The organism is Saccharopolyspora spinosa NRRL 18395 (assembly GCF_000194155.1).
Taxonomy (GTDB): Bacteria; Actinomycetota; Actinomycetes; order Mycobacteriales; family Pseudonocardiaceae; genus Saccharopolyspora; species Saccharopolyspora spinosa.
Map to the genome: position 1 here is coordinate 371,654 of NZ_GL877881.1, position 22,895 is coordinate 394,548.

Here is a 22,895-nt window from a genome sequence, read left to right on the forward strand (position 1 = left end):
TCCCGCAAGTCTACGGGCTGTTCAGCTCGCCAGGACGGCAGGACTTTGACCCGCGCCCTCGAACCCAGCGAGGTCCACAAGAGACCGTGACTCCTGGAAACGCGGGACTGTAGGACAAGCCGCCCAGTGCAGCGCAGTCCAGGTCGGACATTCCTCCTGTGCCTGCACATCGTCGAAGCCAGTGCACCCTCCCGGTCACAGGTGCCGCCTACGCCGGAACCGCGTAGGCGACGATGTTGTCCTCGTATTGGCGGGTGCTGTCGTCGAAGGGGCCTCCACAGGTGATCAGCGCCAAGCGCGGATTGCCGGTCCGGTCGAACAGGTCCGCCGGCAAGGATGCCTTGGGGTAACTGCGCACTGCCGCGATCCGGTACCGGGTCGCGCCGTGCGCGGAGGTGACCTCGAGAGGATCGCCCGGCTGGAGTTCAGCCACCCGGAACAGCGCACCCGGACCGGCGCTGCGGGTGTCGACGTGCCCAGCCAACACGACCGTGCCGGTCCGAGAACCCGGCGCGGCGCCGGCGCTCCACCAGCCGACCACGTCGGGTGATTCGGGCACGCTCAGCTGGCGGTCCGGCCCGGGCAACACTGGCTGCACCGGCGCGTCGACACCCATCGCCGATAGCCGCATGCGCTGCGGCACCTCGCTCAGCGACACCGGCTCCAGCGCTTGCTGCGCTGGAGCCGGAGAAAGTCCCGCATGGGCAGGCGGAACGGTCCCGATGTGCGGCAGGGAGGGACCGCTGACCAGAGCGTGGCCGAGTCCCGCCGCCACGGTCACCAGGCCGAGCGCCAGCACGACCACCGGCGCCCGGCGTCGCCATGAGCTCACCCGGTCCGCCGGCGCCACCGCAGCAGCATCGCACCGGCAGCCACGACCATTGCCAAACCGCCCGCGACCAGGCCCAGATCGCCAGTGCTGGACTGCGCTCGCTCCGCCAAGCCGCCGGAACCCGTGTTGGCCCCCTTCGGCGGAATTCCGAGGGCGTTCGCAGCCTCCTGGGCATGGCTCAGGTGCCTGAGGACCGCCGGGAGGAAGTCCTTCGCGAAGCTCTGCACGTCAGCATCCCGACCGGAGTCGATTTCGGAACGAGTCAGCGTGCTCGCCTCCTGGTGCCCGGAGATCTGCGCGTGCAGGTAAATGCTGTCGAACATTGTGCCCGACGCGCCCTCCAGCTGTTTTCCGGTGCTCTGCTGTTGCGCATTCGGCGACGATGGCAGCGTCACGCCCTTCTGTTCCGCCAGCCGTTCGAGTTTGCCCTGCGCGTCCTGGTGGTCGGTGAGCGTTTCCTGCGCCAGCGACCGCACCTGCGGCGTGTTGGCTTTCTGCAGCGCCAGCTTGCCTATGGTGATCTCCGCCAAGTTCACCTGCGCGGCCTGCGTCATGAAGGAATTGTCTTGTTCAGCCACTGCGGCCGCGTGCGCGGCAACGCCGGGCACAGCCAACGCCGCCACTATGGCCACGCCACCGACCGCGGCGGCGGCGCGTTTCCTCATCTTGGTCATCATCCCCCCAGTCAAGAACCAATTGCGCAGTCGGGATACCCGCACGTGCGGCAGCGAAAACCTCGGTCAATCAACGGATCTCCGGCCGGTGGTCAGATGGCCGCAGCATCACCAGAGGTATCCAGCCTCCAGCGATTCTCGGAAGCCCTTTCCCAGTTCACCGCACAGGGGACCCGTTGATCGATGCCGACGACAGCGTCACCGACCCGTTCAACCCAAGACTGTGACAGGCGGGTCTCCTGCGGCCAGGAGGTCGCGGCGAGCGACCTTATCGCGGTGCCGGAAGCGATGAAGATGGAGAAGGCGGGCACGGCCCACAAGGCGGGCACGGTCACGGGCCTGTCGGCCCAGCCGGGCGACCCGGTCTCGCAGGGCACCACCCTCTGCAAGCTGAAGGACTGAACGTCTGGGGCCGTGAGCCTTTTGGGCCACTATCGAGGATGTTTGGGAACTCGCTGTGTGGCGGTGGGTATCTGGCGGCGGTGGGCTGAAGCGAACGGACTGTTCACGTCAATAGACGCAACGAACAAGCCGTTCGCCCCGTTCGCCCCATCCACCCACCAGCGGCATCCGGTTGGTGGGTGAAGCGAACGGACCATTCACGTCAATAAGCGCAACGAACAGGCCGTTCGCCTCATCCACCCGTCACCGGCTTTGCCCTGGTTGGCTTTGGGGCCACCGGCACTGCTCAGGGTCGAACCGGCCGCTCTTGACGGCCTGCACGAACCCGGCGACGTCAACCCGCAGCATGGGGCCGGGAGCTCGCGAGCTCGGCGCAGGTTGCGGTGTTGGCGCTGTAGCTGGACTTGCGCCAGGTTGCCTCAGCTTTCATTGACGTCACGGCATGCGCCGTTTGCGGTTGCTGCGGCGGGGCCGACGATTCCTTTGTGGATGGTCCGACGCAGGTGGACGACTCGCACCGAATGCTCCGGACGATCGCCGCGGAGCTCAGGCGCCGTTGGCGTTGGCCCATCCCACAAGCGCCTGGAAGTATGCGTGTTCGAGGTGCAGGAGGGCCTCGTCACGGGTGAGGCCGGTGTCGACCAGGTCCAGGATCTCGCGCGGGTCGAACATGATGTTGCACAGGAACAAGGCGTGTTCGAAGTGCTCGTCCGGGATCTCCAGGTGCCGCATCACGCTGCGAACCGGTCGTTCCCACGCCTCTCGCACGGTGGAGATGACCGGGTCGTTGCCACGCAGCCTCGCCAGGAAGCCGCCGCGGGAACGCAGCTGCACCATCGCGGCCCCGTAGCTCTCCAGCAACCGGGCCCATTCGCCTGCGACTTCCTCGAACAGCGCCGGACCGGTTTTCGGGCAGTCGTGGCTGTAGTCGCGCAGCTCGACGATCACTCGGTGCAGGTAGGCGTTGAGCAGGTCGTCCAGCGCCGAGAAGTACCGGTAGGCGGTGGGCACCGACAGGCCAGCTCTGTCCGCGATCGCGGGCATGGAGACACCGCCGGGGTCGGTGCGCAACAGCTCCCCCGCAGCTTCGAGCAGCCGCTCTCGGTTGCGGACCGCGTCCCGGCGTGGCCGGCTGCGGGCCGGCGCGCGGCGCCCCGGTGTGGTGGTCAGCAATGCCTCCTACAGTCGCGCGAGGGTCTTCTGCATGCGGTTCAGTCCTTCGTCGAGCGTATCGAAGTCGGCGGCGAAGGAGAGCCGGACGTGGCCTTCCCCCGAGGGGCCGTATTCGCTGCCAGCGCGCACCGCGACACCACCAGCCAGCAGGCGCTGCACGACGTCCTCGGACCGCAGCGCACAGCGGTACCTGGCGAAGGCGTAGAACGCGCCTTCGGGCTTGATCGCCTCGACCTCGTCCATCTCGGCGAGACGCTTGGCCACCAGGTCGCGGCGCTCCTGGTAGGCGCGCAGCATCGGCGCCGCCAGTTCTGGGCCGAGTCGCAATGCGGTGATGGCCGCCCGCTGGGCAGCGGCGTTCAGAGCGCTGTTGAAGGTGCGGTGCACATGACGGATGGGCGCCGTCATCTCGACCGGCGCGACGACGTACCCGACTCTCCAGCCGGTCATGGCGTAGGTCTTCGACAGCGTCTGGCAGTAGATGAGGCGCTCGCGCAGGGATTCGACGGCGAGCGCGGAGGTGAACGGCACCCCGTCGTAGACGATCTCGGCGTACGCCTCGTCGGCCAGCACCAGGACATCGGTTCCGTCCAGCAACGCACCCAGGGCGCCCAACTCATCGCCGTTGAACACGGTTCCGGTCGGGTTGACGGGGTTGCACAGCACGATCATCCGCGCGCCTCGGAGGGCGTCGGCGAGCGCGTCCAGATCGAGTCGGTGATCTGATGTCGTCGGGACGAGCACCGGTTCGCCACCGGCCAACCGCACCGCGTCCGGGTAGAGGGAGTAGGTGGGTTCGGGGATCACCACTCGATCTCCCGGGTTCACGGCGGCGAGGACAGCGGCATTGATCGCGGCTGCGCCGCCGTGGGTCACCGCGACGTTGCCTTCCGAGTACGCCTGGCCGGACCGCCCGGACGCAGCCGCGGCAATCACCTCGCGGAGTTCGGGGTCGCCGTTGAGATCTCCGTAGTGGGTGTAGCCGTCGGCGAGCGCGCGACGACAGGCTTCCACGATCGGCTCCGGGGTCGGGAAATCGGGTTCGCCCGTGGCCAGCGACACCGTCCCGGCCGGCGGGACCGCGCCGGCCGGCCGAAGCGACGAACGTTTAACACGGGTGATGGCGAGCGACGGCTGGAACCGGACCACAGCTTCTCCTCAGGACGAGCGACTCGGCGAGCTCGGCACGAAACCGATAGTAGAGTCTCAGTTTTGATGCAGTATAGGAGAGGGTGGAGCTCCACGGTCAAGCCTCATCCTTCGGCAACGACGGCCGTTTCAGGTGCTTAAACCGCCTGGATTTCCAGGGGCAACCTATTGACAACACGGAACCCGCTCGCCACGCTGTCCTGAACTGAGATACCTATCTCGAATCGAGTGGGAGGTTGCATGGGTGCGGTAGTCGATCTCGTCGCGGATCTCGGGGAGAGCTTCGGCGCCTACCGGATGGGTGATGACGAAGCGCTCCTCGACGTCGTCAGCTCGGCCAACGTCGCGTGCGGCTTCCACGCCGGCGACCCGCGGGTGATGGATTCCACCGTGCGCGCCTGCGTTCGCCGCGGGGTCGGGGTCGGGGCGCACCCCGGGATCCCCGACCTGGTGGGGTTCGGCCGGCGGGCACTGGAGATGACTCCGAACGAGGTGCGCACCGACGTGCTGTACCAGATCGGCGCGTTGTCCGCGTTCGCCGCCGCGCACGGCACCCGGCTGCGCCACGTCACCCCGCACGGCAGGCTCGGCAACCTGGTGGTGACCGACGACGAGTACGCCGAGGCCGTCGCGGATGCCGTGCAGTCCTACGACCCGTTGTTGATCATCGTGGCGCAGGAAGGCCGGCTCGCCGTGCACGCACGCTCGCGCGGGCTCCCGGTCGCGGTCCTGGGCCTGGCCGATCGCGCCTATCAGGACGACGGAACACTCGTGCGCCGTTCCGAGCCCGGTGCGGTGATCCACGATTCTCGCGAGGTCGCCGAACGAGTCGTGCGGATGGTCACCGAAGGCGTGATCCGATCGATCAACGGTCACGACATCCCGGTGCGGTGCGACTCGGTGCTGCTGCACGGCGACACCCCTGGTGCGGTCGAGTTGGCCCGCACCGTCCGTCGTGAACTCGTGGCCGCGGCGGTGCGCATCCGACCGCTGACCGAGATCCTGGCCACCAAGAACGGAAACACCCGGTGATGGCCCCGCCAACGTGGCAGATCACCGACTTCGGCGACTCAGCGTTACTCGCCAAAGCGGTGGGCTCGGGCCCCGAGCACTGCTGGCAGGCCGTGCAGCGCTTGGCCGACGCCCTCGAACCCGATGATCGGGTCATCGACCTGGTTGCCACCTACGACAGCCTGCTCGTCGAGTTCGACTGCGACGAGGTCACGCACACCGAGCTGACGGAAGCGGTGCACCGAACCATCGCAGCCCAGCCCACCACGCCAGCACCGCTGCGCAGCCGCGCCTTCCGCATCCCGGTTGTCTTCGGCGGCTCCTGCGGACCGGATCTTCCTGCCGTGGCGGAAGAACTGGGCATCACCGAACAAGATGTGGTGGACGCGCTGTGCAGCCGCGAGTTCCCAGTCCGCTTCCTCGGCGCACCCGCCGGAGCCCCCATGCTGGACGGCACGCCGTTCGCCCAGCCGATCGGCCGATGCGCGCAACCCCGCGTCGCCGTCGAGCCGGGTTCCGTCGCGCTGTCCGGCCACCAAGCAGTCATCTACCCGGTGCGTTCCCCCGGCGGCTGGCGGCTGATCGGGCGAACCCCGCTGAAGCTGGTCGACATCGCCGACGAGCCGTACGTGCCGTACCAACCGGGAGACCGGTTCCGGTTCGTCCCCATCGACGCCGATCACTGGAGCGACTGCGCCGCCCAGATCGTGGAGGTCGTGGATGCCTGAAGAACTCCAAGTGCGCCAGGCCGGTATCGCTGCCATCACCGACCTCGGACGCCGCGGGCTCGCCCGGCGGGGCGTGCCCGTCAACGGTGCCGCCGACCAGTACTCGGCGGCCGTGGCCAACATCCTGGTCGGCAATCCGCGCAGCGCCCCGCTGATCGAGATCACCGCGACCGGCTTCGCGCTAAGCACCACTCGTCCCGTACTGGTCTCCGTCACCGGAGCACCGGCCGAAGTGACCATCAACGACCGCCTCGGCCGGATGTGGGAACCGCTGTGCCTGGAACCCGGCACGACCATCCGGGTCGCAGCGCCGACGGGCGGGCTCCGCTGCTACCTCGCGGTGCACGGAACCATCGACGCACCAACGGTTTCCGGCAGCTGCGCGCCGGACTCCCTGCTGGGTGTCGGTACCCAGCTGGCGACCGGGGCGACGGTCGGCCTGCGCAGCGACTACCGACCGGTCGACCACCCGGTCTTCCGCCATCCGCTGTTCTGCCTGGGAGCCGCGCCGCCGCGATTCCCGGATCCCTGCACGATCGACGTCACCGACGGCCCGGACATCGCCGAATTCCCCACCGGCCGCGAACTCCTCGCATCTGCGACCTACGCGGTCACCCCGCGCAGCAACCACATCGGACTGCGCTTGGCCGGCCCCATGCCACCGCGCTTGAGCTCAGCGGAGGTGCTCTCGCGCGGCATCCCCGTCGGCGCCGTCGAAGTCCCGCCCTCCGAAGAGTTGCTCGTGCTGCAACGAGGCCGGCCAGTCACCGCCGGATACCCCGTGATCGCAGTCGCCACCAAGATCGCCCAAGACGCGCTGGGACAACTCCGCCCCGGCCAGCACCTCCGCTTCCGGTACCGAACCGTCGCCGACGCCGTCGCGATGCACAGGGCCCGCCAGCACCGGCTGCGAACTCTGGCGAACCGGGTCTGCACGGTCTTCGCCGCACTCGGCATCTCCTGCCGCACCGCCTGAAAGAGGACTCCCATGACCGCAAGTTCCACCGCCGATCAATTGGCCAGGCTCAAGGAACTCGGGGCCGCCACCGTGCACGAAGCACAGGGCGGCACCGGCGCCCTCGACAGCGCCGTCAAGCCCCTGCACCCCGCGATGGCCGTCGCCGGTCCGGCACTGACCGTGGACTGCAAACCCGCCGACAACCTCGCCATCCAACACGCCGTCACCCTCGCCCGCCCCGGCGACGTCCTGGTCGTCGACGCCAAGGCATTCCTGGAAGCCGGCCCGTGGGGCGACATCCTCACCCTCTACGCCCAGCAGGTCGGCATCACCGGACTGGTCATCGACGGCTCAGTGCGCGACAGCCAAGCCATCGTCGACATGGGATTCCCGGTGTTCTGCCGCGGCATCTGCATCAAGGGAACCGGGAAGAACCAACCCGGCAAGGTCAACGAGACGATCATCTGCGGCGGCGTCACGATCAACCCGGGCGATGTCGTGGTCGGCGACGCCGACGGCGTCGTGGTGGTCCCCGCCGGCGACGTCGAATGGGTCATCGAGCTATCCGAAGCCCGCGAGCAGAAGGAAGCCCGCTTCCGAACCGCTTTGCGGGACGGGCAAAGCCTGGTCGAGCTCATGAGCCTCGGTCCCAAACTCACCGAACACGGCTACCGCTGACCTGAACCACTCGCCCCTGGAGTCGAGCATGCCCCACACCCCGACGACCGAGCCCACCGACCAGCAGGCATCACCCGCCCAACTGCGACGCGTCACCCTGGCCGGCAGCCTCGGTGTCTTCGTCGAGTTCTTCGACTACGGCATCTACGGCTTCCTCGCCCCGATCATCGCCACGGTCTTCTTCGCCGGACAAGGCAGCACCGCCGCGCTCCTGATGACCTACGGTGTATTCGCCCTCACCTTCTTCTTCCGTCCACTGGGCGGTTTCGTCCTCGGCTACCTAGCTGACCGGATCGGCCGACGCGCCGTGCTGGTCTTCGCTCTCACGCTGATGACCGGCGCCACCACAGCCATCGGCCTGCTCCCCGGTTACAACACCATCGGCATCGCCGCACCGATCCTGCTGCTGTGCATGCGCATCGCCCAGGGCTTCTCCGCAGGCGGCGAAGTCGCCAGCGCCATGTCCTTCGTGGGCGAACACTCCCCCGCCCACCGGCGCGGATTCCTGATGTCCTGGACCCAGGTCGGCTCGTTCACCGCCCTGCTCACCGGCACCCTGCTCGCCATGTGCCTCAACTCCGCCCTCAGCGAGCAGGCGATGCAAGCCTGGGGCTGGAGGGTGCCGTTCCTGCTCGCCGCACCGCTGGGCATCGTCGGCTACTACATCCGAGCCCGGCTGCACGACACGCCGAACTTCACCAAGCTCCAAGAATCCGACACCGTGGCGGCCAACCCGATCCGGGAGACGTTCGCCGAGAAGGGGAACCTGCGCAACCTGGCGCTGGCCATCGGGATCCCGGTGCTCAACAGCTCCGGTTACTACGTGCTGTTCACCTACATGCCCACGTACCTGTCGAAAGAGCTGAAGTTCAACCAGGTCCAGGGCCTCACCGTTACCGCGGTGTCCCTGGTCGTGATCGCGGTTTCCATCCCGCTCGCCGCCAAGCTGTCGGACCGCATCGGCCGCCGCCCGGTCCTCATGACCTCGGCGATCGGCCTCGTGATCCTCGCCTACCCCTGCTTCTGGCTGATGACGCAGGGCAGCGTCATCGCCTCGGTCCTCGGAGCTGTCGTCATGGCCCTGTTCTACTCCGGGCATGCCGGGATCATCCACGCGGTCCTCGTCGAGATGTTCCCCACCCGGGTCCGCAACACCGCCTACTCCATCGGCTACAACATCTCAACCGCAGTGTTCGGCGGCGCGGCCCCACTGGTCCTCACGGCATTGATCTCCGCGACCGGCGATCCCGCCATCCCCGCCTACTACGTCATCCTCACAGCTCTGGGAACCGGCGTCTCCGTCCTGCTGGCGAGGGAGACCGCTCGCTCCTCGCTCACCGACAAATAGCGGCAAAAGACCAGTCCTCGCAGCACATTTGCCGTCGAGGCGCGACAAGATCGGGCCCTCATCCGCTTCCTTGCGGGTGCGGGCCCGCCCCCGGGCAGCGCGGACGGTTCACCTCAGGTCCACCGGGACGTGGACCTGAGCTGAGACCGGGAGGGCCCCGAGGCTGCCGCACCGACCCGGCTGCCACGCGCCGAGCAGTCGGGTCGGTACCTCGGTGCCCTCCAGCGGTCACGAGCAGGATGCCGAATCCAATGGGCTTGGGTGGCGCGGTCGGGGGCGTGGTCACACGCATGCCAGCTGGGGCGGGTCATCGATGGGCGGGACGGGCGGTGTAGGCGACAGCGGGGATGATGGCCAGGGCGAGGGCGCCGCCGATGCCGGCGAGTGCGGTGTAGCTGCTGGCGGCGACGACCAGACCGGATGCCATACCGCCCCCGGCTCCGGCGAGTGCGATGGCGACGTCGACCGCGCCCTGGGTCTTGGCGCGGGTTGCCAGGGGGACGGTGTCGGTGATGATCGCGGTTCCGCTGACCAGCCCGAAGTTCCAGCCGAGTCCGAGCAGAGCGAGAGCGAAGGCCAGCAGTACCACGGAGTTCGGCGGTGCCAGGGCCGCGAGCAGTCCCGCGCCGAGGAGGGTGACCCCGGAAGCGGCGGCCACGGCCATCCGCCCGAAGCGGTCGACTAGCAGCCCGCTGAACGGCGATGGCAGGTACATCCCGGCCACGTGAACGGCGATGACCAGGCCCGCCGCGCTGACATCGTGGCCGTGGTGCTGCATGTGGATGGGCGTCATGGTCATGATCGCGACCATGATCAGCTGCGTGAGCACCATGACTGCCGCACCCAGCATCAGGTGTGCGCTGCGACCGTTTCGCGTGCTGGTCGCTTCCTGCTCCGGGGGTTCGCCGGCGGGATCTGCCGCGTCCGCGGCGATGGCCCGTGCGGTGGTCAGGGGGTCGGGGCGAAGCATGGTCCACAGCACGGCCGCGGCTGCTGCGTAGGCGACCGAGGCCAGGATGAAGGGACCGGCCAGACGCGGGATGTTCAGGGCATCGGCCAACTGGCCCGTCGCGGTGACCAGGTTCGGTCCGGCGACCGCCCCCACGGTGGTGGCCACCAGGACGGTGCTCACGGCCCGGCCGCGGTGCTGTGGCGAGGCGAGGTCGGCTCCGGCGTAGCGGGCCTGGAGGTTGGTGGCGGTGCCCGCGCCGTAGACGAACAGTGCGAGGAACAGTAGTAGCACGCTGCCGGTGGCAGCGGCGATGACGACCCCGAGGCTTCCTGCAGCTCCGGCGGCGTAGCCCACCGAGAGCCCGATGCGGCGGCCCAGGTGCTGCGAGGTGCGTCCGACGATGACCGCAGCGGCGGCGGAGCCGATGGTGAAGAGACCGCTGGGCAGCCCGGACAGGCTGGTGCTGCCGAGCATGTCTTGCGCCAGCAGGGCGCCAACGGTGATGCCGGCGGCGAGACCGGCTCCGCTGAGGATCTGGGCGGTCACGAGCACCGCGAGGATGCGCTTTTGGGCTGGGTGAACTGCAGTGCGCACGGGGTGCCTTTCGGGCCGGACGCGGCGAGGGCGTCGGGCGGCTCGGCCGGTGCGTCGGGACGGCACGAGTGCCGGACGCTCCGGTGGGAGGTTCGGTGAGGTCAGCGGGGCTTGGTTTGGGTGATGCGCCACAGTCGGCGTGGAAGTCGACCTTCTTCGAAGGCGTGTACCTCGGACGGATTCCACTGCTGCGCGAGGGTTTCGACCAGTGCGCGGTCGAAGAAGTGCACGGCGAAGCCGCCGTGTTCGTAGATGTCGTCGCCGTGCGCGATGCCGGTGCCGTAGTGGGCATCGCCGGTGTGGCGGACGGTGTACACCAAGGTGCCGCCCGGCCGCAGCACGCGACGGATCTCCGCGACGAGCGCGCGAATCTCTGCAGTGGACAGTGCCATGCACAGCAGCATGTGCGCGAAAACGCCGTCCACGCTGCCGTCGGGAAGCGGGATCGGGGTGCGGGCGTCGTGGAGGGTCGTGGTGATGTTCTCGGCGAGGCCGCGCTGGTGCGCGCGGGTGCGAAGTTGGGTCAGGCCATCGCGGCTGAAGTCCGTGGCGTGCACGGTGAATCCGCGCCGGGCGAAGTGAAGGCTGTCGCGGCCATGCCCGGCGCCCAGGTGGAGGACCGCAGTGGCGTGGCCGGCGGAGAAGACGTCGGCCGCGTGTTGCGCGGGTTCGGATGGTTCGTCGCCGTACATGTGGGGGTGGGCCTGGTGAGTGGACTGCCAGTGCGTGCGCTGAGCGCGTCCCAGGTCGACGGTCATGGTGCCTCGCATTCGGTAGATCGCCGTGCGGGTTTCGGTGCGCGGGTCGACGTGGGCGTGCGTCAGCTCGTTTCCACGGGCAGTTCGGCAAGTTGCCATTCGAGCATCCCGTCGGTGAGCCGTCGGGCGCTGCGGCCGTGGGCGGCCAGCAGACGCACAGCGTCGTGGGCGAGCACGCAGTAGCTACCGCGGCAGTAGGCGACGATCTCTTGATCGGCCGGGATTTCTCCGAGCTTGTCGGCCAGTTCTTCTACCGGAATCGACACCGCGCCCGGGATGTGCCCAGCTTCGTACTCCTCGCGCGGACGCACGTCGAGCACGACGACGTCACCGAGCCGCGCCCGGCGGAGCAGTTCCTCGCGGCTGACGTGTTCGGCATCGTCGGAACCGAGGTAGGCGGCGCGGGCCGCTTCCACGTCGGGCAGGTGGGCATTGGCGACGGTGCGCATCAGCGCGTACAGGGCGGCGACGTCCGTGCCGGCGAGGCGGTAGTAGATCTTGGTGCCATCCCGGCGGGTGGTGACCAGGTTCGCCTGCTTGAGGGTCTGCAGGTGCGCCGAGGCGGTGGTCATCCCCAGCTGCGCCGCGCGCGCCAACGCCTCGACCGTGCGCTCGCCCTGGGCGAGCAGGTCGAGCAGCTCCAGCCTCTTGCCGCTGCCCAGCGCCTTGCCGACGCGGGCGAACTGGTCGAACAAGGCCGTCTTCGCGTCTCGATCACCCATCGATACTCCAATCTTCTTTGGAATAGTGTATAACCAAGTCAAGGGGGCGATGGAACACCCACCGATGGGAGGGGTACCGCGATGAGCACGGTGGACGTGGTGCCGCTCGTCGATGAAGGGCTCGGCAATTCCGCCTACCTGGTCGACCTCGGAGACGGGCGAGGGCTGGTGGTGGACGTGAGCCTGGACCTGCGGGGCGCGTGGCAGGCCGCGCGGCGGCGCGGTCTGGAGCTGGCGTTCGCTGCGGACACCCACCTGCACGCCGACTTCCTCTCCGGCGCGCGTCAGCTGGCCGCGACGGAAGGTACCCGCGTCCTGGCGTCGGCCGCCGGGCACCGGGAGTTCCGCCACAGCGGGCTGCGCGACGGAGACGAGGTCGATCTCGGCGGGCTGCGGCTGCGAGCGCTGGCCACGCCTGGGCACACCCACGAGCACCTTGCGTTCCTGCTGCTCGACGGCGACCGCCCGGCAGGGGTGTTCACCGGCGGATCGCTGCTGGTCGGAGCTGCGGCTCGCACCGATTTGATCTCGCCGCAGCAGACGGAGGCCCTGGCACGCCAGCAGTACACCTCCCTTCAGCGGTTGGCGGGCCTGCCCGATGAGGTCGCGGTCTGGCCCACCCACGGAGCCGGGTCGTTCTGCTCGGCACCACCGGGTGCGCGGCGCACCAGCACCATCGGCGCGGAGAAGGCCGGCAATCCGTTGCTGCGGGCCCGCGACGCGGACGCCTTCGCGACGGCTCTGCTCGACTCGCTCGGCAGTTTCCCGCCCTACTTCCTGCGGCTGGCCGAAGCCAACCGACGCGGCCCGGCGGTGCTGAATTCCTACCCCGAGCTGTCCGCGCTGGATTCGGCGCGGGTGCAGTCGCTGATCGCCGAGGGTGCGCAGGTAATCGATGCCCGCCCCGTGGAACGGTTCGCCGCCGCCCACATCCCCGGAGCGCTGTCGATCCCGCTGCGTCCGGTGTTCGCGTCTTGGTTGGGCTGGCTCGCCCCGCCCGAGCCACCGCTGGTGATCGTCCGCGAGGACGCGCAGGACCCGGCCGAGATCGCCTGGCAGGCAGCCAAGATCGGCTGCAGCAGCATCGTCGGAGAGCTGGCCGGCGGGATGGACGCCTGGACGGCCGCCGGCCGCACCACGATGAGCACCCAGCTCGTCCGCGCCGACGAGATCACCGACCAGCACGTCCTCGATGTGCGCCAGGCATCGGAGTTCGCCGCCGGGCACCTGCCCGGCGCCACCCACGTCGAACTCGGCGCGCTCGCCGATCAGGCTGACGCGCTGGCCGCCTCGCCGACCGTGGTCATGTGCGGGCATGGCGAGCGGGCGATAGGCGGGGCCAGCCTGCTGGAGCGAGCCGGGCACCGCGATCTGGCGGTCTTGCAGGGCGGCCCGGAGGACTGGGCCGAGATCACCGGCCGTTCGCTGGAGGTCTGAGCATGAGCACCACCGGCCTGCGGCTGGGCCTGCGCGCAAACCTCGCCCAGTTCAGCCTGCTCGTGGCGGTCAACGCCCTGGTTGGCGGGATGGTCGGCCAGGAGCAGACGGTGCTCCCGCTCCTGGCCAAGCAGGAATTCCACCTGGCCGGCTACACCTTCCTGTTGACCTACGTGCTCGTCTTCGGGCTCAGCAAGGCCGCCACCAACTACCTCGCCGGCACCTGGTCCGACCGCTTCGGCCGCAAACCCGTCCTGGTCGCGGGGTGGTTGATCGCCATCCCCGTTCCGCTGATGCTGATCTGGGCACCGAACTGGGGCTGGATCGTGGCCGCCAACTTCCTGCTCGGCATCAACCAGGGCCTGACCTGGTCGACGACCGTGATCATGAAGGTCGATCTCGTCGGTCCTCGGCAGCGAGGGCTGGCAATGGGGTTCAACGAAGCCGCCGGATACGGCGCGGTCGCGATCACCGCGGCACTCGCCGGTTATCTCGCGGCGCAGTACGGGCTCCGCCCCGCCCCGTTCCTGCTCGGGGCGTTCTACGTCGTACTCGGCCTCACCCTCTCAGCCCTCGTGGTGCGAGAAACCCGCGATCACGCCCACCTGGAAGCCACCCAGCGCACCAGCAGCAGAAACGCCGGCGAGCACACCAGCCTGACCAACCGGCAGGTCTTCGCCCGCACCACCTTCACCGACCCGGCCCTGTCTTCGGCGAGCCACGCCGGCCTGGTCAACAACCTCAACTTCGGCCTTTCCTGGGGCCTGTTCCCGCTGTTGTTCGCCAGCGTCGGCTTGGCCGTCGACCGCGTCGGACTCCTGGTGGCCCTCTACCCCGCGGTCTGGGGAATCGGACAACTCGCCACCGGCGCGCTGTCCGACCGATGGGGCCGCAAGCACCTCATCACCACCGGAATGCTCACCCAGGCAGCCGCGCTGGCCCTCATCGCCGTGGCCCACAGCTTCTCCGCGTGGGCGCTCGCCACCGTTCTGCTGGGAGCCGGAACCGCGATGGTCTACCCGACACTGCTGGCGGCCATCGGCGACGTCGCCCACCCCAGCTGGCGCGCCCGCTCCGTCGGCGTCTACCGCCTCTGGCGCGACAGCGGCTACGCCGCCGGCGCCGTCCTCGGCGGCGTCGTCGCCGACCTCTGGGACCTGCGCGCCGCAATCTGGGCCGCAGCCGCCCTCAGCTTCGCCACCGGTCTCAGCGTTGCTATCCGCATGTACGAAACCCATCCCCGAACCCGCCATGCTGCCGAGGAGACCCCATGACCATCCCCGCCGGACTCCACGTCAACCCGATCTACCTGGACTACAACTAAGCAGTATGGCTCGGAAAAGATCGTCGAGCGTGTGCGTGACCTGCGTTCCCGGATGGACACGACGTGCGGTGACGTCAAGCTGCTTGATCGTATGTTGATCGACCTTTACGGCTGAAGGAGTGTGACGCGACTTGCTGTGACGGGGCACCGAGGGCTGCCGCAGCAGACCACAGAACTGGTGCAGTATGCGCTTCGTTCAGAGTTGGGGAAGTACGCGACTCCCTGATCGGGCTGAGCCGCATCGCGGACGGCGCGGATACGCTCTTCGCACGAGCAGTCCTCGTAGCGCGGGGCGCTGATCGTCATCGTTCCGGCAGCCAACTACCGCGAGAAACTTCCGGAAGAGCACCACACCGACTACGACGAACTGTTCGGCCTAGCCTCGGAGATCATCCGGCTCGACTTCTCCGATTCGACCTCCGAGTCCCACATAACGGCCAGCGTCAAGATGATCGAGCTGGCGGATCGCCTCGTTACGGTGTGGGATGGCATGCCTGCTCGGGGCTACGGGGGCACGGCTGATGTTGTGGAGGCCGCTCGTGAGCGTGATCTCGCGGTCACCGTCATCTGGCCGGATGGAGCCGACGCATAGCCTCGCTGCACCTTCTCGCGTCGGGAAGTGTGGGAGAAGTATGTGCACTGGCTTCCACCGACAATGCCCCACCGCGGGTGTGCCAGTACCAGTGCCCGCACCGATCATGCGCTCAGGCCTGAGACTGCCTCACCGGAAAGTTCCCCTTTCGGAACCGGGGCGTCGCACCGCCACCATTCCCGCGACTGCCAGGCCCAAGATGATCGACAGCGCCCCAACGACGACGTTGTTCCAGATCATCCCCACCGTCGGCAGACCGAAAGTGGTGACCCACGTCGCGATGATCAGCCAAATTCCGATAGGAGCCGCAGTCCAGCTGATGCCACCGCTGCGTTCCGGCGTTCCGGTGAGCCCCAGACCGATCGCCGTGACGATCAGCCCCAGGATGAGATTGTTCATGCTCAGTAATGGCTGAGAGCCAGCGAACCCAACGACCCAGGGCGAGACTGCGGTGTAGGCGCCGGTGAGCATGAGGGCGGATTCGCTGCCCGTAGTGGTAGGTGCGGCTAAGGCGGCTTCGTAGTCCCTGAGACGCGAGGTCTCAGCCGTTGTGCGAGTACCGCGTTGTTCCGGGGCGACCATGACATCTCATCTCCTCGTTGCCTCGCAGATCTCTTGCTCCCCTCGAGTTGCCATCGCATGCCCTGTGCAAACGTGCCGACGCCGTTGTACTGGAGTGCCTTTTGAGTACTTCCAGGGTGCATCCAGCACCACATACACCTCAAGGAGCAGGAGCCACAACAACATCGTGCACACCACAGGAAACAGGCGCTCGCCAGCCAGCATCTGTCATGAGATCAAGACCGCGAATTTGATTGCTCGTTGCCAGCAGCCGGATCGAGGAACCAGTTCGCTGGCGGTATGCCAAGCGTGGAGGATTCGGACGAGTGGTTCTTGCTTTCGGGGCATCACCTTTCCTGACCGCCTGAACAGAACTGACCCGGCCCACACGGGCCGGGTCAGTCCCACCGTTACCACCACGGAAGCCAGAAACCCGGTAAGGGCACCGGCTTCCCTCGACTACCCGCACAACGAGCACCGAAACCTCAGTCAGCGCAATCTGATTGACGCTTGGCCGAATCAGGGGTGCTGTTCACGCGGGTCCGTACCTGACCGGCTCGTCGGCCTCCGCTAGTTCCATCTCAGCTGTCGCCTGGATGAGTTCGATCAGCTCCGAGTCGAGACCTGGGCTGAACTCCTCCGGCCGCTCCGGCGCGATGCCGAAAGGTACGCCCTCTGGCGCTTGGGCCATGCGCAACACTTCGCCGTCGTGCGCCGACGGTGAATTCCCTTGGAAAACCTTGGCCGCCTCGGACTGGTGGTCGAGGTTGAAGGTGTACTGCCTGTTGTGCAGACCTCGCTCGAGCAGAGTGGCGACCTCTGGGTACCGCTCGGCGTTCGTCTTGGGAATCGGCAACGTCTTGCCCCAGTTCACACCGAGGCTTTCCAACGCCTTGGCATAGGCGTTCTCGTGCGCTTGGTCGCGAACGATGAGGTACGACACCGTCGATCGCAGCGTCTTGTTCGAACTCATCTCGTAGATGCGGCACTTCTGGAGCCTGCCGGTCGACTCGAGCATCAGGTTGTACAGCAGATCAAGCACGAGGTTACCGCTGTTGTAGACATATGAGCCCGACCAGGGATTGCCCACAGCGTCGACGGGCAGCGCACCTTGCGCGCCGACGAGCATGTGATGGATGTTGCCTTGTGCGAGGGCGTTCGACAACGGCGTCGCCCCCTTGGCACCTGGCTGATCGAGGGGCTCGTCCTTGGATCCCCGGTATCGCGGCGAACCATCCGTCAGCCGCGCGATCGTCGTGGCGATCAGCTCAACGTGGCTGATCTCCTCCGTTCCGATGCCGTACAGCAGGTCTCGATAAGGTTTGCCCTCGGGACCTCGGAAGTTGAAGCTCTGGAACAGGTACTGCATCATCGTCCGCATCTCACCGAACTGGCCGCCCAAGCCTTCCTGCAAGGCGTTGGCAGCGCCGGGGTCCGGCTCGTCAGGAACGATCTCGTTGATCATCCGCTGTACGTGGAAGAACATGGCACCTCCCACCCCGGCACCGCTGTCTGCTTGGCGCCACCGGGGGTAGCTGAGATCAAGACTCTGGATGGATGTGAGACGATTTCCGTCTGTGCTCGCTCGATCCGATGCAGCGGCGCCAGAACTACGTGCCTTGAATAGCCCGCCGACGAGCCAGCACCGTCCACGGTAGAAGCACCCGAGCCACTTCGCCAACGCTGCCAAGGCAATTACAACCAGCTCGCCACCGTCTTGGTTCGCAGGTGGCGGTCCCGCCCGCGGAGCAGATCGAACTGTTGGCAGTTGCTCATGCAGGGTTGGGAACGGTCAATTAGAGAAGTCCGGAAAGTGCGGCGATCTTGCAGGCCACCTCAGCAAGGTCGCAGCCGACGAGGTCGGGCGGGTTGAAGAACTCGGCGTAGTGACCTTCCAGGCGACTGGCCCAGGCGGTGTTAAGCCCAGCTCGTTTGGCCCCGTGGCAATCGAAGGCGTGCACGGCGACCAAGCGCTCCTCGGCGGCGTGTCCGATCCGTTGCTGTGCGTACTCGTCGACGCGCCGCGTGGTTTCCAGCTGCGGACGTGGCCGGTTCGGCATCGAGGTGAGCGGGCAGCTCACCGAAACCCGCCAGCACATGTGCCACGGCACGATCGTCGATTTCACCGCGGCCGAGCGTGCGCAGCGCAGCCGCGGCCACCTCGGGGAACGGCGCGTAGTCGTCGGTCAGCGTCAATGCGATGCCATCCCGCAGCAAGCGGTCGAACCAACGCTCGATCAGTTCGGGAGAGAGGCCGACGTCGTCGAATCGGGACCGCAGCGGTTCCAGCGACATGAGCGTTTCGACCACGTCGAACACGACTGTTCGGGGTCTGCTGCGAATGGAAACCTCCGACCTAGCTGCCCGACATCACCGGGGGCATGCACGGGCCGTGTCGGTGTTGTCCAGGTTCACCGCCTATCATGCGAGCCCCACTGCCCCTTCCGGGCGCGCGCACCGACCGCCGGGATGCTACCTGCACCGTGGTCCGGTCACGGTGCAGGTAATCGCGCGTTCAGACGAGGAAGCAGGAGCTCCCGCAGCAGCTACAGGACCACCGCGGCGATCGGGATCGCGACCACAGCACCGATCACCCCGAGCGGGGTTCCGCCGAGCAGCACGGCCAACACGGTGATCGGGGCGGGCACCCGAACCGTGCGGCCGATGATCCGGGGCACCAGCAGGTAGTCCTCGACGAACCGGTAGATCACGAAGAACCCCGCGGTGGCCAGGCCGACCGGCAGCGACACGGTCAGCGATACCAGCGTCACGATCACTCACGCAGCGATGGTTCCATCGACGGGGATCAGGTCCAGCAGCACCGCGACCATCGACGCCAGCAGCAACGGGTACGGCACACCGAAGGTGAGCATACACACGTACGCGGACAACCCCGCGATGACCGAGGTGATCAGGTTGCCCAACAAGTACGCGCCGATCTTGACGGAAACCTCGTCGCCGATCAGTACCGCGCGAGGGCGACGCGCTACCGGGAACAGACGGTAGAGCGACCGGCGGATGCGGGCATCGACGCCAGGAAGTACACCAGTAGCACGACGACCACGACCGAGTTCCGCCTGCCACCAAGGCGGAACCCAACTGTCCAATGTGCTCACTTTCACCCTCCGGGAGATCTCGCGCCAGGCAGGCGCACACCTCGTCCTCCGCGACGAATCCCGCGTTGCCGCCACTTGCGCGTGACCTCCACCACACGCCGCCCCACCCCGCGAAAACTCCCGCAACGCAAGGGATATCACCATCCAGCGGCCCGCTGTCCTCACTGTCAGCTCCTGATCCGACACCCCCAGCAATTGCTCCATTTGGCGTAGCGAAATGTTCATTCTGATGGGGGAGCATCGCCGGATAATTTACAAACCCCCAGCTCCCGGCTCTTTGCGTTCCCCCGGCGCGGAGTCGGGAAAGAAGGAGAGAACATGCCCCGAGGTTCTCTGATCCGAAGCATTCTCGCGTTCGCCGCGACGATGCTGGCCGGCTTGGCGCTCACAGCACCAACCGCCAGTGCCGTGGCTACGCCGTTCATCATCGGAGGTACCCAAGCAACTCAGACCTACAGCTTCATGGCGTCCATGCAGTCCACCGACGGCCAACACCACTGCGGCGCCTCGCTGGTCGACAAGCAGTGGCTGGTCACCGCCGCGCACTGCGTGGCAGGACAAGAGCCCAGCAATGTTCAGTACCGGATCGGGACAACCGACCGCACCAGCGGCGGCGAGGTCGTCAAGCCGGACAAGTTCGTGGCCCACCCCAACGCAACGCAGAAGACCGGGGACGAAATCGCCAGCGGCTACGACATCGCGATGGTCCACCTCTCGCAGCCGGTGAAGGCCGAGCCGATCAAGATCTCTGCCACGTCACCGCAGCCGGGCACCGCAGTGACACTGCTCGGTTGGGGCCAGACGTGCGGGACGCCCAAGTGCGGCGAGCCGCCCGTGAACTTGAAGGAGCTGGAAACCAAGACGATCGACGCGTCGAACTGCACCGGCGCGCAAGATCCCTTCGATGCGACACGTGAGCTGTGCATCGACAACCAGAAGGGCAAGGTCAGCGCCTGCTACGGCGACTCCGGTGGCCCGGCGGTGGTGCATGAGGACGACGGTTTCGCACTGGTCGGCGCGACCAGCCGTGGCCAAGCCGAGAACTGCCCGGAGAAGCCCGGCATCTACAGCAACCTCGTGGCGCACACCGACTGGATCAACGAGACCATTAAGTCTGGCGGCTCGTCCAGCCCCGGCAAGTCCCCGGGCAAGTCCCCGGGCAAGTTCCCCGGCCCTCTCCCCGACATGCCGTTGTTCCCGTCGATGGGGCCGCGCCACCGGTAACCCGCCACCCACCGCGGACACCCGCAGCGAGCAGCGGGGGTCGTGAAACCGCCACATCGTGAAACCGCCACAGCCGGTTCCCCGACCCCCGCATTCGCGTCTGAACCCGCAGGAAAGGCCGGTGCTTATCCTCCGCAACGGCCAACAGGCCGTCGCAGGACCAGCTGCGTCGTCAATCCGCTCTGCTCCGCTTGTCCTGGTACATCGCTTGATCAGCGTGCGCCAGTGCGTCGCTCGGGTGTTGACCGGGGGCGATGCGGTGGTAGCCGATGCTGGCGGTGATCCGGACCGAATTGTCCTCAGTTTCCAAGGCGACCGGCTGGGCCACCTCATCGGCCAGGTGTTGCACCAGCTCCTCGGGGTCGTGCGGTGGTGGGATGAGGAGGATGACGAATTCGTCGCCGCCGATGCGCGCGACCGTGTCGCCATCGCGCACGCACCCGCGCAGCCGGTGAGCGGTGATGCGCAGCAACTCGTCGCCGGCCTGATGTCCGAGCCTGTCGTTGACCGTTTTGAAGTCGTCCAGGTCGACGTAGATCAGCCCGCGTTCTTCGAACTGGGGACTCGACACGGCCTCGTCGAGCAAGTCGGCGAGCAGCACCCGGTTGGCCACGCCCGTGAGCGGATCTTGCAGAACGGCCTGAGCGAGCAGCCGGTGGGCCCGGTAGAGCTGCAGCAAGGTGGTGAAGTGACGGAGGATGACCAGAGCGATGATCACGCTGAGCACGTAGACCACGTCGGGGTACGGGCTGCCGCCCGCCATGTTGATGACGACCATGCCCAGGACGGCAGTCAGCGGAACGTACGGCACTGCCAGCAGCGCCAATGACACGCTCCGGCGCCGGGCAGTGGCTGGTCGCGGCGCCGCGAGTGCCGCGGGGATCAGCAGGAGCGTACCGATCAGGTAGCCCAGTTCGGCTGCTGCGGGTGCCGCCGCCCCGTAGATCGTGCTGTCGGCGTAAACGATGTCGCTGGCACCCATTGCGCACAATCCGACCACCAGCCAGATCAACCGGGGCCGCCACATGCTGTGCAAAGCGACGGCCATGAGCAACGCGACCACGATCAGAATTAAGTCACCGACTGTGTAAGAAACCGTCAGCAGCGTCATCGTGGGGGAATCATGGGAACCCGCCTGGACCGCGAGGACCTCGCAGGCGAGCGCGACGAGTGCCGTGACGATGATGAGGCCGTCGAGCAGTAGAACTCGTGGTGGATCCGCAGTGTCGTACACCCGGACCCTGGCGTGGTCGGCTCGGGCTATCACGAGCAGCGCCGCGAACACTCCCGCCGGAAACAGCAGGAAAAGCGCGCTAGCAATACCCGGCACCGCCAACGCGGCACCGTGCACGGCGCGATGCCACGTCCAGACCGCCTGCGCGGCGACCCATCCTCCCAAACCGACGGCCAGGAATAGTCGCCAGCGCCGCTCCGGGCCGGTATGCGACCACCCGGTCCACGAGTAGGCGACGACGGCAACGATCGCGTTGACCAGAGCTGCCAGGTCGTCGGCCAGCCGCGACACCGGGTCCGCGTAGGTGAGGACTAGAACAGTCGCCGCCGCCGTTAGGACGACAAGCCACCCCATTAAAAGCCACCGTGGTGGCCCGGATGCAAGTCGCCGTGGAGGCACACGCACACGGCCACTGTTACACATCGGCCCCGCCCACGCCTACTGGAGCGACTCAAGAACAAGCCTGCGACCAGCACAAATGCCGCAGAGAGCCCCGACGCGCAGGGGCTTCGGGCCTCAACCGCGCAATAGTTTCACGAGCTTGGCGCTGGCGGCAGCTCGGCGTGCGGCGAGTAGACGTTCGTGCCCCCGGCGGCCAGCAGCCCTGGCCGGAGAACCTGGCCGCCGCCCGCAGCGGCGCTCCCCGGGCGAGGAGAAACTCACATTGGTCTGGCCCACTCGCGCCAACGTGCTGCTGACCGAGCCGACCAGCAACCTGCCCCCGCGTCCCGCGCCGATTCGCTCCTACGGAATCCGCTTACGGCCGGGGGTGCGAGCGGATCCACTACGCGACATGAGCAACTACCCCGGTGCGAATGAGGATCACCGCGCCGATGACGATGTAGACGACTGGAACCAGCCAGCGGCGCACGCGGTCGAGGCCACTGAGCACTCGCTTCCGAGTCGCGGTGAAACGGGCCACCAGGCACCACACCCCGATGAGCGTCAAGAAGACGACCACGGTCAGCGCGGTCTGCGCCAGCGAAAAGACGCGGAATGCGGCGCTGTAGACGCTGAGGTTGTCCGCCCCGTTGGCTATGACGATCGAAACGACCGACAGCACGCCGATGCTCGGCAGATCCCGCTCCTGCTCGCCTGCCCGGACGGCCCGTACCAGGCCCGTGATTCCGAGCGCCAGCGGCAGAAGACCGAGCAACCCGATCCAGGACTCCGGCACGACCATCAGCCCGACGGCCGCCAGCAGGCTCATCGCGATCAGGCACGTCGACCCCAGGTACTGACCGGCCGCGATCTGCCACGGGCGCGGGCTGCCCACCTGCGCGGAGCGCAAGAACAACGCGGTCAGCACGACCAAGCCGTCGATATTCGTAGCCGTCCACATCACCACTGCGACCAAGACCGCCGCACCCAAAGCCACCACACGAGAAATGCTGACCTCGCCGCATCCAGACGGCACCGCGACAATTC

The 22,895-nt window shown here is 67.3% G+C and carries 22 protein-coding genes and 1 pseudogene; 9 read left to right on the forward strand and 14 right to left on the reverse strand.

Annotation, left to right across the window (positions count from 1 at the left end; genetic code table 11):
• Positions 1–208 precede the first annotated feature (208 nt).
• Both SSPN_RS47345 and SSPN_RS47350 read right to left on the reverse strand, forming a co-directional pair.
• On the reverse strand, positions 209–850 hold the full coding sequence (locus SSPN_RS47345; protein ID WP_010314210.1) for a class F sortase: 642 nt from the start codon (positions 848–850) through the stop codon (positions 209–211).
• Complete coding sequence (locus SSPN_RS47350; RefSeq protein WP_158309687.1) at positions 829–1,497, reverse strand: DUF4142 domain-containing protein; 669 nt, start codon at positions 1,495–1,497, stop codon at positions 829–831. The genes SSPN_RS47345 and SSPN_RS47350 overlap by 22 nt, the downstream gene beginning before the upstream one ends.
• Positions 1,498–1,740: 243 nt before the next feature.
• On the opposite strand from SSPN_RS47350, the pseudogene SSPN_RS52815 reads away from it, so the two are divergent.
• Positions 1,741–1,908, forward strand: a pseudogene (locus tag SSPN_RS52815) (acyl-CoA carboxylase biotin carboxyl carrier protein subunit); the annotation flags it as partial.
• 546 nt (positions 1,909–2,454) lie between these two features.
• Here the strand turns inward: SSPN_RS52815 and SSPN_RS0135000 are convergent.
• Both SSPN_RS0135000 and SSPN_RS0135005 read right to left on the reverse strand, forming a co-directional pair.
• Positions 2,455–3,081 carry a TetR/AcrR family transcriptional regulator gene (locus tag SSPN_RS0135000; protein WP_010314216.1) on the reverse strand — a complete coding sequence of 209 codons (627 nt, stop codon included), beginning with the start codon at positions 3,079–3,081 and terminating at the stop codon, positions 2,455–2,457.
• Between the two features lie 6 nt (positions 3,082–3,087).
• Positions 3,088–4,230, reverse strand: coding sequence for a pyridoxal phosphate-dependent aminotransferase (locus SSPN_RS0135005; RefSeq protein ID WP_010314218.1), 1,143 nt, complete (start codon positions 4,228–4,230; stop codon positions 3,088–3,090).
• Between the two features lie 240 nt (positions 4,231–4,470).
• On the opposite strand from SSPN_RS0135005, the gene SSPN_RS0135010 reads away from it, so the two are divergent.
• Genes SSPN_RS0135010 through SSPN_RS0135030 form a run of 5 tightly spaced genes read left to right on the forward strand, consistent with a single transcriptional unit; the run spans position 4,471 to position 8,953 of the window.
• The gene (locus SSPN_RS0135010; protein WP_010314219.1) at positions 4,471–5,262 is read left to right on the forward strand and encodes a LamB/YcsF family protein; all 792 of its coding nucleotides are present in this window, start codon (positions 4,471–4,473) and stop codon (positions 5,260–5,262) included.
• On the forward strand, positions 5,262–5,969 hold the full coding sequence (locus SSPN_RS0135015) for a 5-oxoprolinase subunit B family protein (RefSeq protein WP_044576437.1): 708 nt from the start codon (positions 5,262–5,264) through the stop codon (positions 5,967–5,969). The genes SSPN_RS0135010 and SSPN_RS0135015 overlap by 1 nt, the downstream gene beginning before the upstream one ends.
• Positions 5,962–6,945, forward strand: a complete 984-nt coding sequence (locus tag SSPN_RS0135020; protein WP_010314221.1) for a 5-oxoprolinase subunit C family protein — start codon at positions 5,962–5,964, stop codon at positions 6,943–6,945. Before SSPN_RS0135015 ends, SSPN_RS0135020 begins: the two co-directional genes overlap by 8 nt.
• A gap of 12 nt (positions 6,946–6,957) precedes the next feature.
• A complete protein-coding gene (locus tag SSPN_RS0135025) occupies positions 6,958–7,605 on the forward strand; it encodes a 4-carboxy-4-hydroxy-2-oxoadipate aldolase/oxaloacetate decarboxylase (RefSeq protein WP_010314222.1) in 648 nt (215 codons plus the stop codon).
• 28 nt (positions 7,606–7,633) lie between these two features.
• Positions 7,634–8,953, forward strand: a complete 1,320-nt coding sequence (locus SSPN_RS0135030; protein WP_010314223.1) for an MFS transporter — start codon at positions 7,634–7,636, stop codon at positions 8,951–8,953.
• 307 nt (positions 8,954–9,260) lie between these two features.
• Here the strand turns inward: SSPN_RS0135030 and SSPN_RS0135035 are convergent, their stop codons facing one another.
• The 3 genes from SSPN_RS0135035 to SSPN_RS0135045 form a co-directional block, all read right to left on the reverse strand.
• Positions 9,261–10,457, reverse strand: coding sequence for an MFS transporter (locus tag SSPN_RS0135035; protein ID WP_010314224.1), 1,197 nt, complete (start codon positions 10,455–10,457; stop codon positions 9,261–9,263).
• 143 nt (positions 10,458–10,600) lie between these two features.
• Positions 10,601–11,356 (reverse strand): class I SAM-dependent methyltransferase, encoded by a 756-nt coding sequence (locus SSPN_RS0135040; protein WP_237710907.1) that lies wholly within the window; start codon positions 11,354–11,356, stop codon positions 10,601–10,603.
• Positions 11,320–11,979, reverse strand: a complete 660-nt coding sequence (locus SSPN_RS0135045; RefSeq protein ID WP_010314229.1) for an ArsR/SmtB family transcription factor — start codon at positions 11,977–11,979, stop codon at positions 11,320–11,322. The genes SSPN_RS0135040 and SSPN_RS0135045 overlap by 37 nt, the downstream gene beginning before the upstream one ends.
• Positions 11,980–12,060: 81 nt before the next feature.
• On the opposite strand from SSPN_RS0135045, the gene SSPN_RS0135050 reads away from it, so the two are divergent.
• Positions 12,061–13,416, forward strand: a complete 1,356-nt coding sequence (locus SSPN_RS0135050) for an MBL fold metallo-hydrolase (protein ID WP_010314231.1) — start codon at positions 12,061–12,063, stop codon at positions 13,414–13,416.
• A gap of 2 nt (positions 13,417–13,418) precedes the next feature.
• The gene (locus SSPN_RS0135055) at positions 13,419–14,690 is read left to right on the forward strand and encodes an MFS transporter (protein ID WP_010314232.1); all 1,272 of its coding nucleotides are present in this window, start codon (positions 13,419–13,421) and stop codon (positions 14,688–14,690) included.
• A 771-nt stretch (positions 14,691–15,461) separates the two neighbouring features.
• On the opposite strand, the gene SSPN_RS50105 is transcribed toward SSPN_RS0135055, so the two are convergent.
• The 5 genes from SSPN_RS50105 to SSPN_RS60945 all read right to left on the reverse strand — a co-directional run bounded on the left by SSPN_RS50105 (position 15,462) and on the right by SSPN_RS60945 (position 19,009).
• Positions 15,462–15,914, reverse strand: coding sequence for an SPW repeat protein (locus tag SSPN_RS50105; RefSeq protein ID WP_044576440.1), 453 nt, complete (start codon positions 15,912–15,914; stop codon positions 15,462–15,464).
• Between the two features lie 511 nt (positions 15,915–16,425).
• Positions 16,426–17,379 carry a manganese catalase family protein gene (locus SSPN_RS0135070; RefSeq protein WP_010314237.1) on the reverse strand — a complete coding sequence of 318 codons (954 nt, stop codon included), beginning with the start codon at positions 17,377–17,379 and terminating at the stop codon, positions 16,426–16,428.
• Between the two features lie 310 nt (positions 17,380–17,689).
• A complete protein-coding gene (locus SSPN_RS47360) occupies positions 17,690–18,019 on the reverse strand; it encodes an HAD family hydrolase (protein ID WP_029536043.1) in 330 nt (109 codons plus the stop codon).
• Positions 18,020–18,439: 420 nt separating this feature from the next.
• On the reverse strand, positions 18,440–18,664 hold the full coding sequence (locus SSPN_RS60940) for an AI-2E family transporter (RefSeq protein WP_237710909.1): 225 nt from the start codon (positions 18,662–18,664) through the stop codon (positions 18,440–18,442).
• Positions 18,665–18,670: 6 nt separating this feature from the next.
• Positions 18,671–19,009: an AI-2E family transporter gene (locus tag SSPN_RS60945; RefSeq protein WP_029536045.1), complete on the reverse strand. Its 339-nt coding sequence runs from the start codon at positions 19,007–19,009 to the stop codon at positions 18,671–18,673.
• Positions 19,010–19,327: 318 nt separating this feature from the next.
• Here SSPN_RS60945 and SSPN_RS0135095 point away from each other — a divergent pair, with 318 nt between their 5' ends.
• On the forward strand, positions 19,328–20,233 hold the full coding sequence (locus SSPN_RS0135095; protein WP_010314240.1) for a S1 family peptidase: 906 nt from the start codon (positions 19,328–19,330) through the stop codon (positions 20,231–20,233).
• Positions 20,234–20,405: 172 nt separating this feature from the next.
• On the opposite strand, the gene SSPN_RS61910 is transcribed toward SSPN_RS0135095, so the two are convergent.
• On the reverse strand, positions 20,406–21,821 hold the full coding sequence (locus SSPN_RS61910; RefSeq protein WP_029536046.1) for a GGDEF domain-containing protein: 1,416 nt from the start codon (positions 21,819–21,821) through the stop codon (positions 20,406–20,408).
• Positions 21,822–22,251: 430 nt separating this feature from the next.
• Positions 22,252–22,884, reverse strand: a complete 633-nt coding sequence (locus tag SSPN_RS0135105; RefSeq protein ID WP_202798976.1) for a cadmium resistance transporter — start codon at positions 22,882–22,884, stop codon at positions 22,252–22,254.
• Between the last annotated feature and the right edge of the window lie 11 nt (positions 22,885–22,895).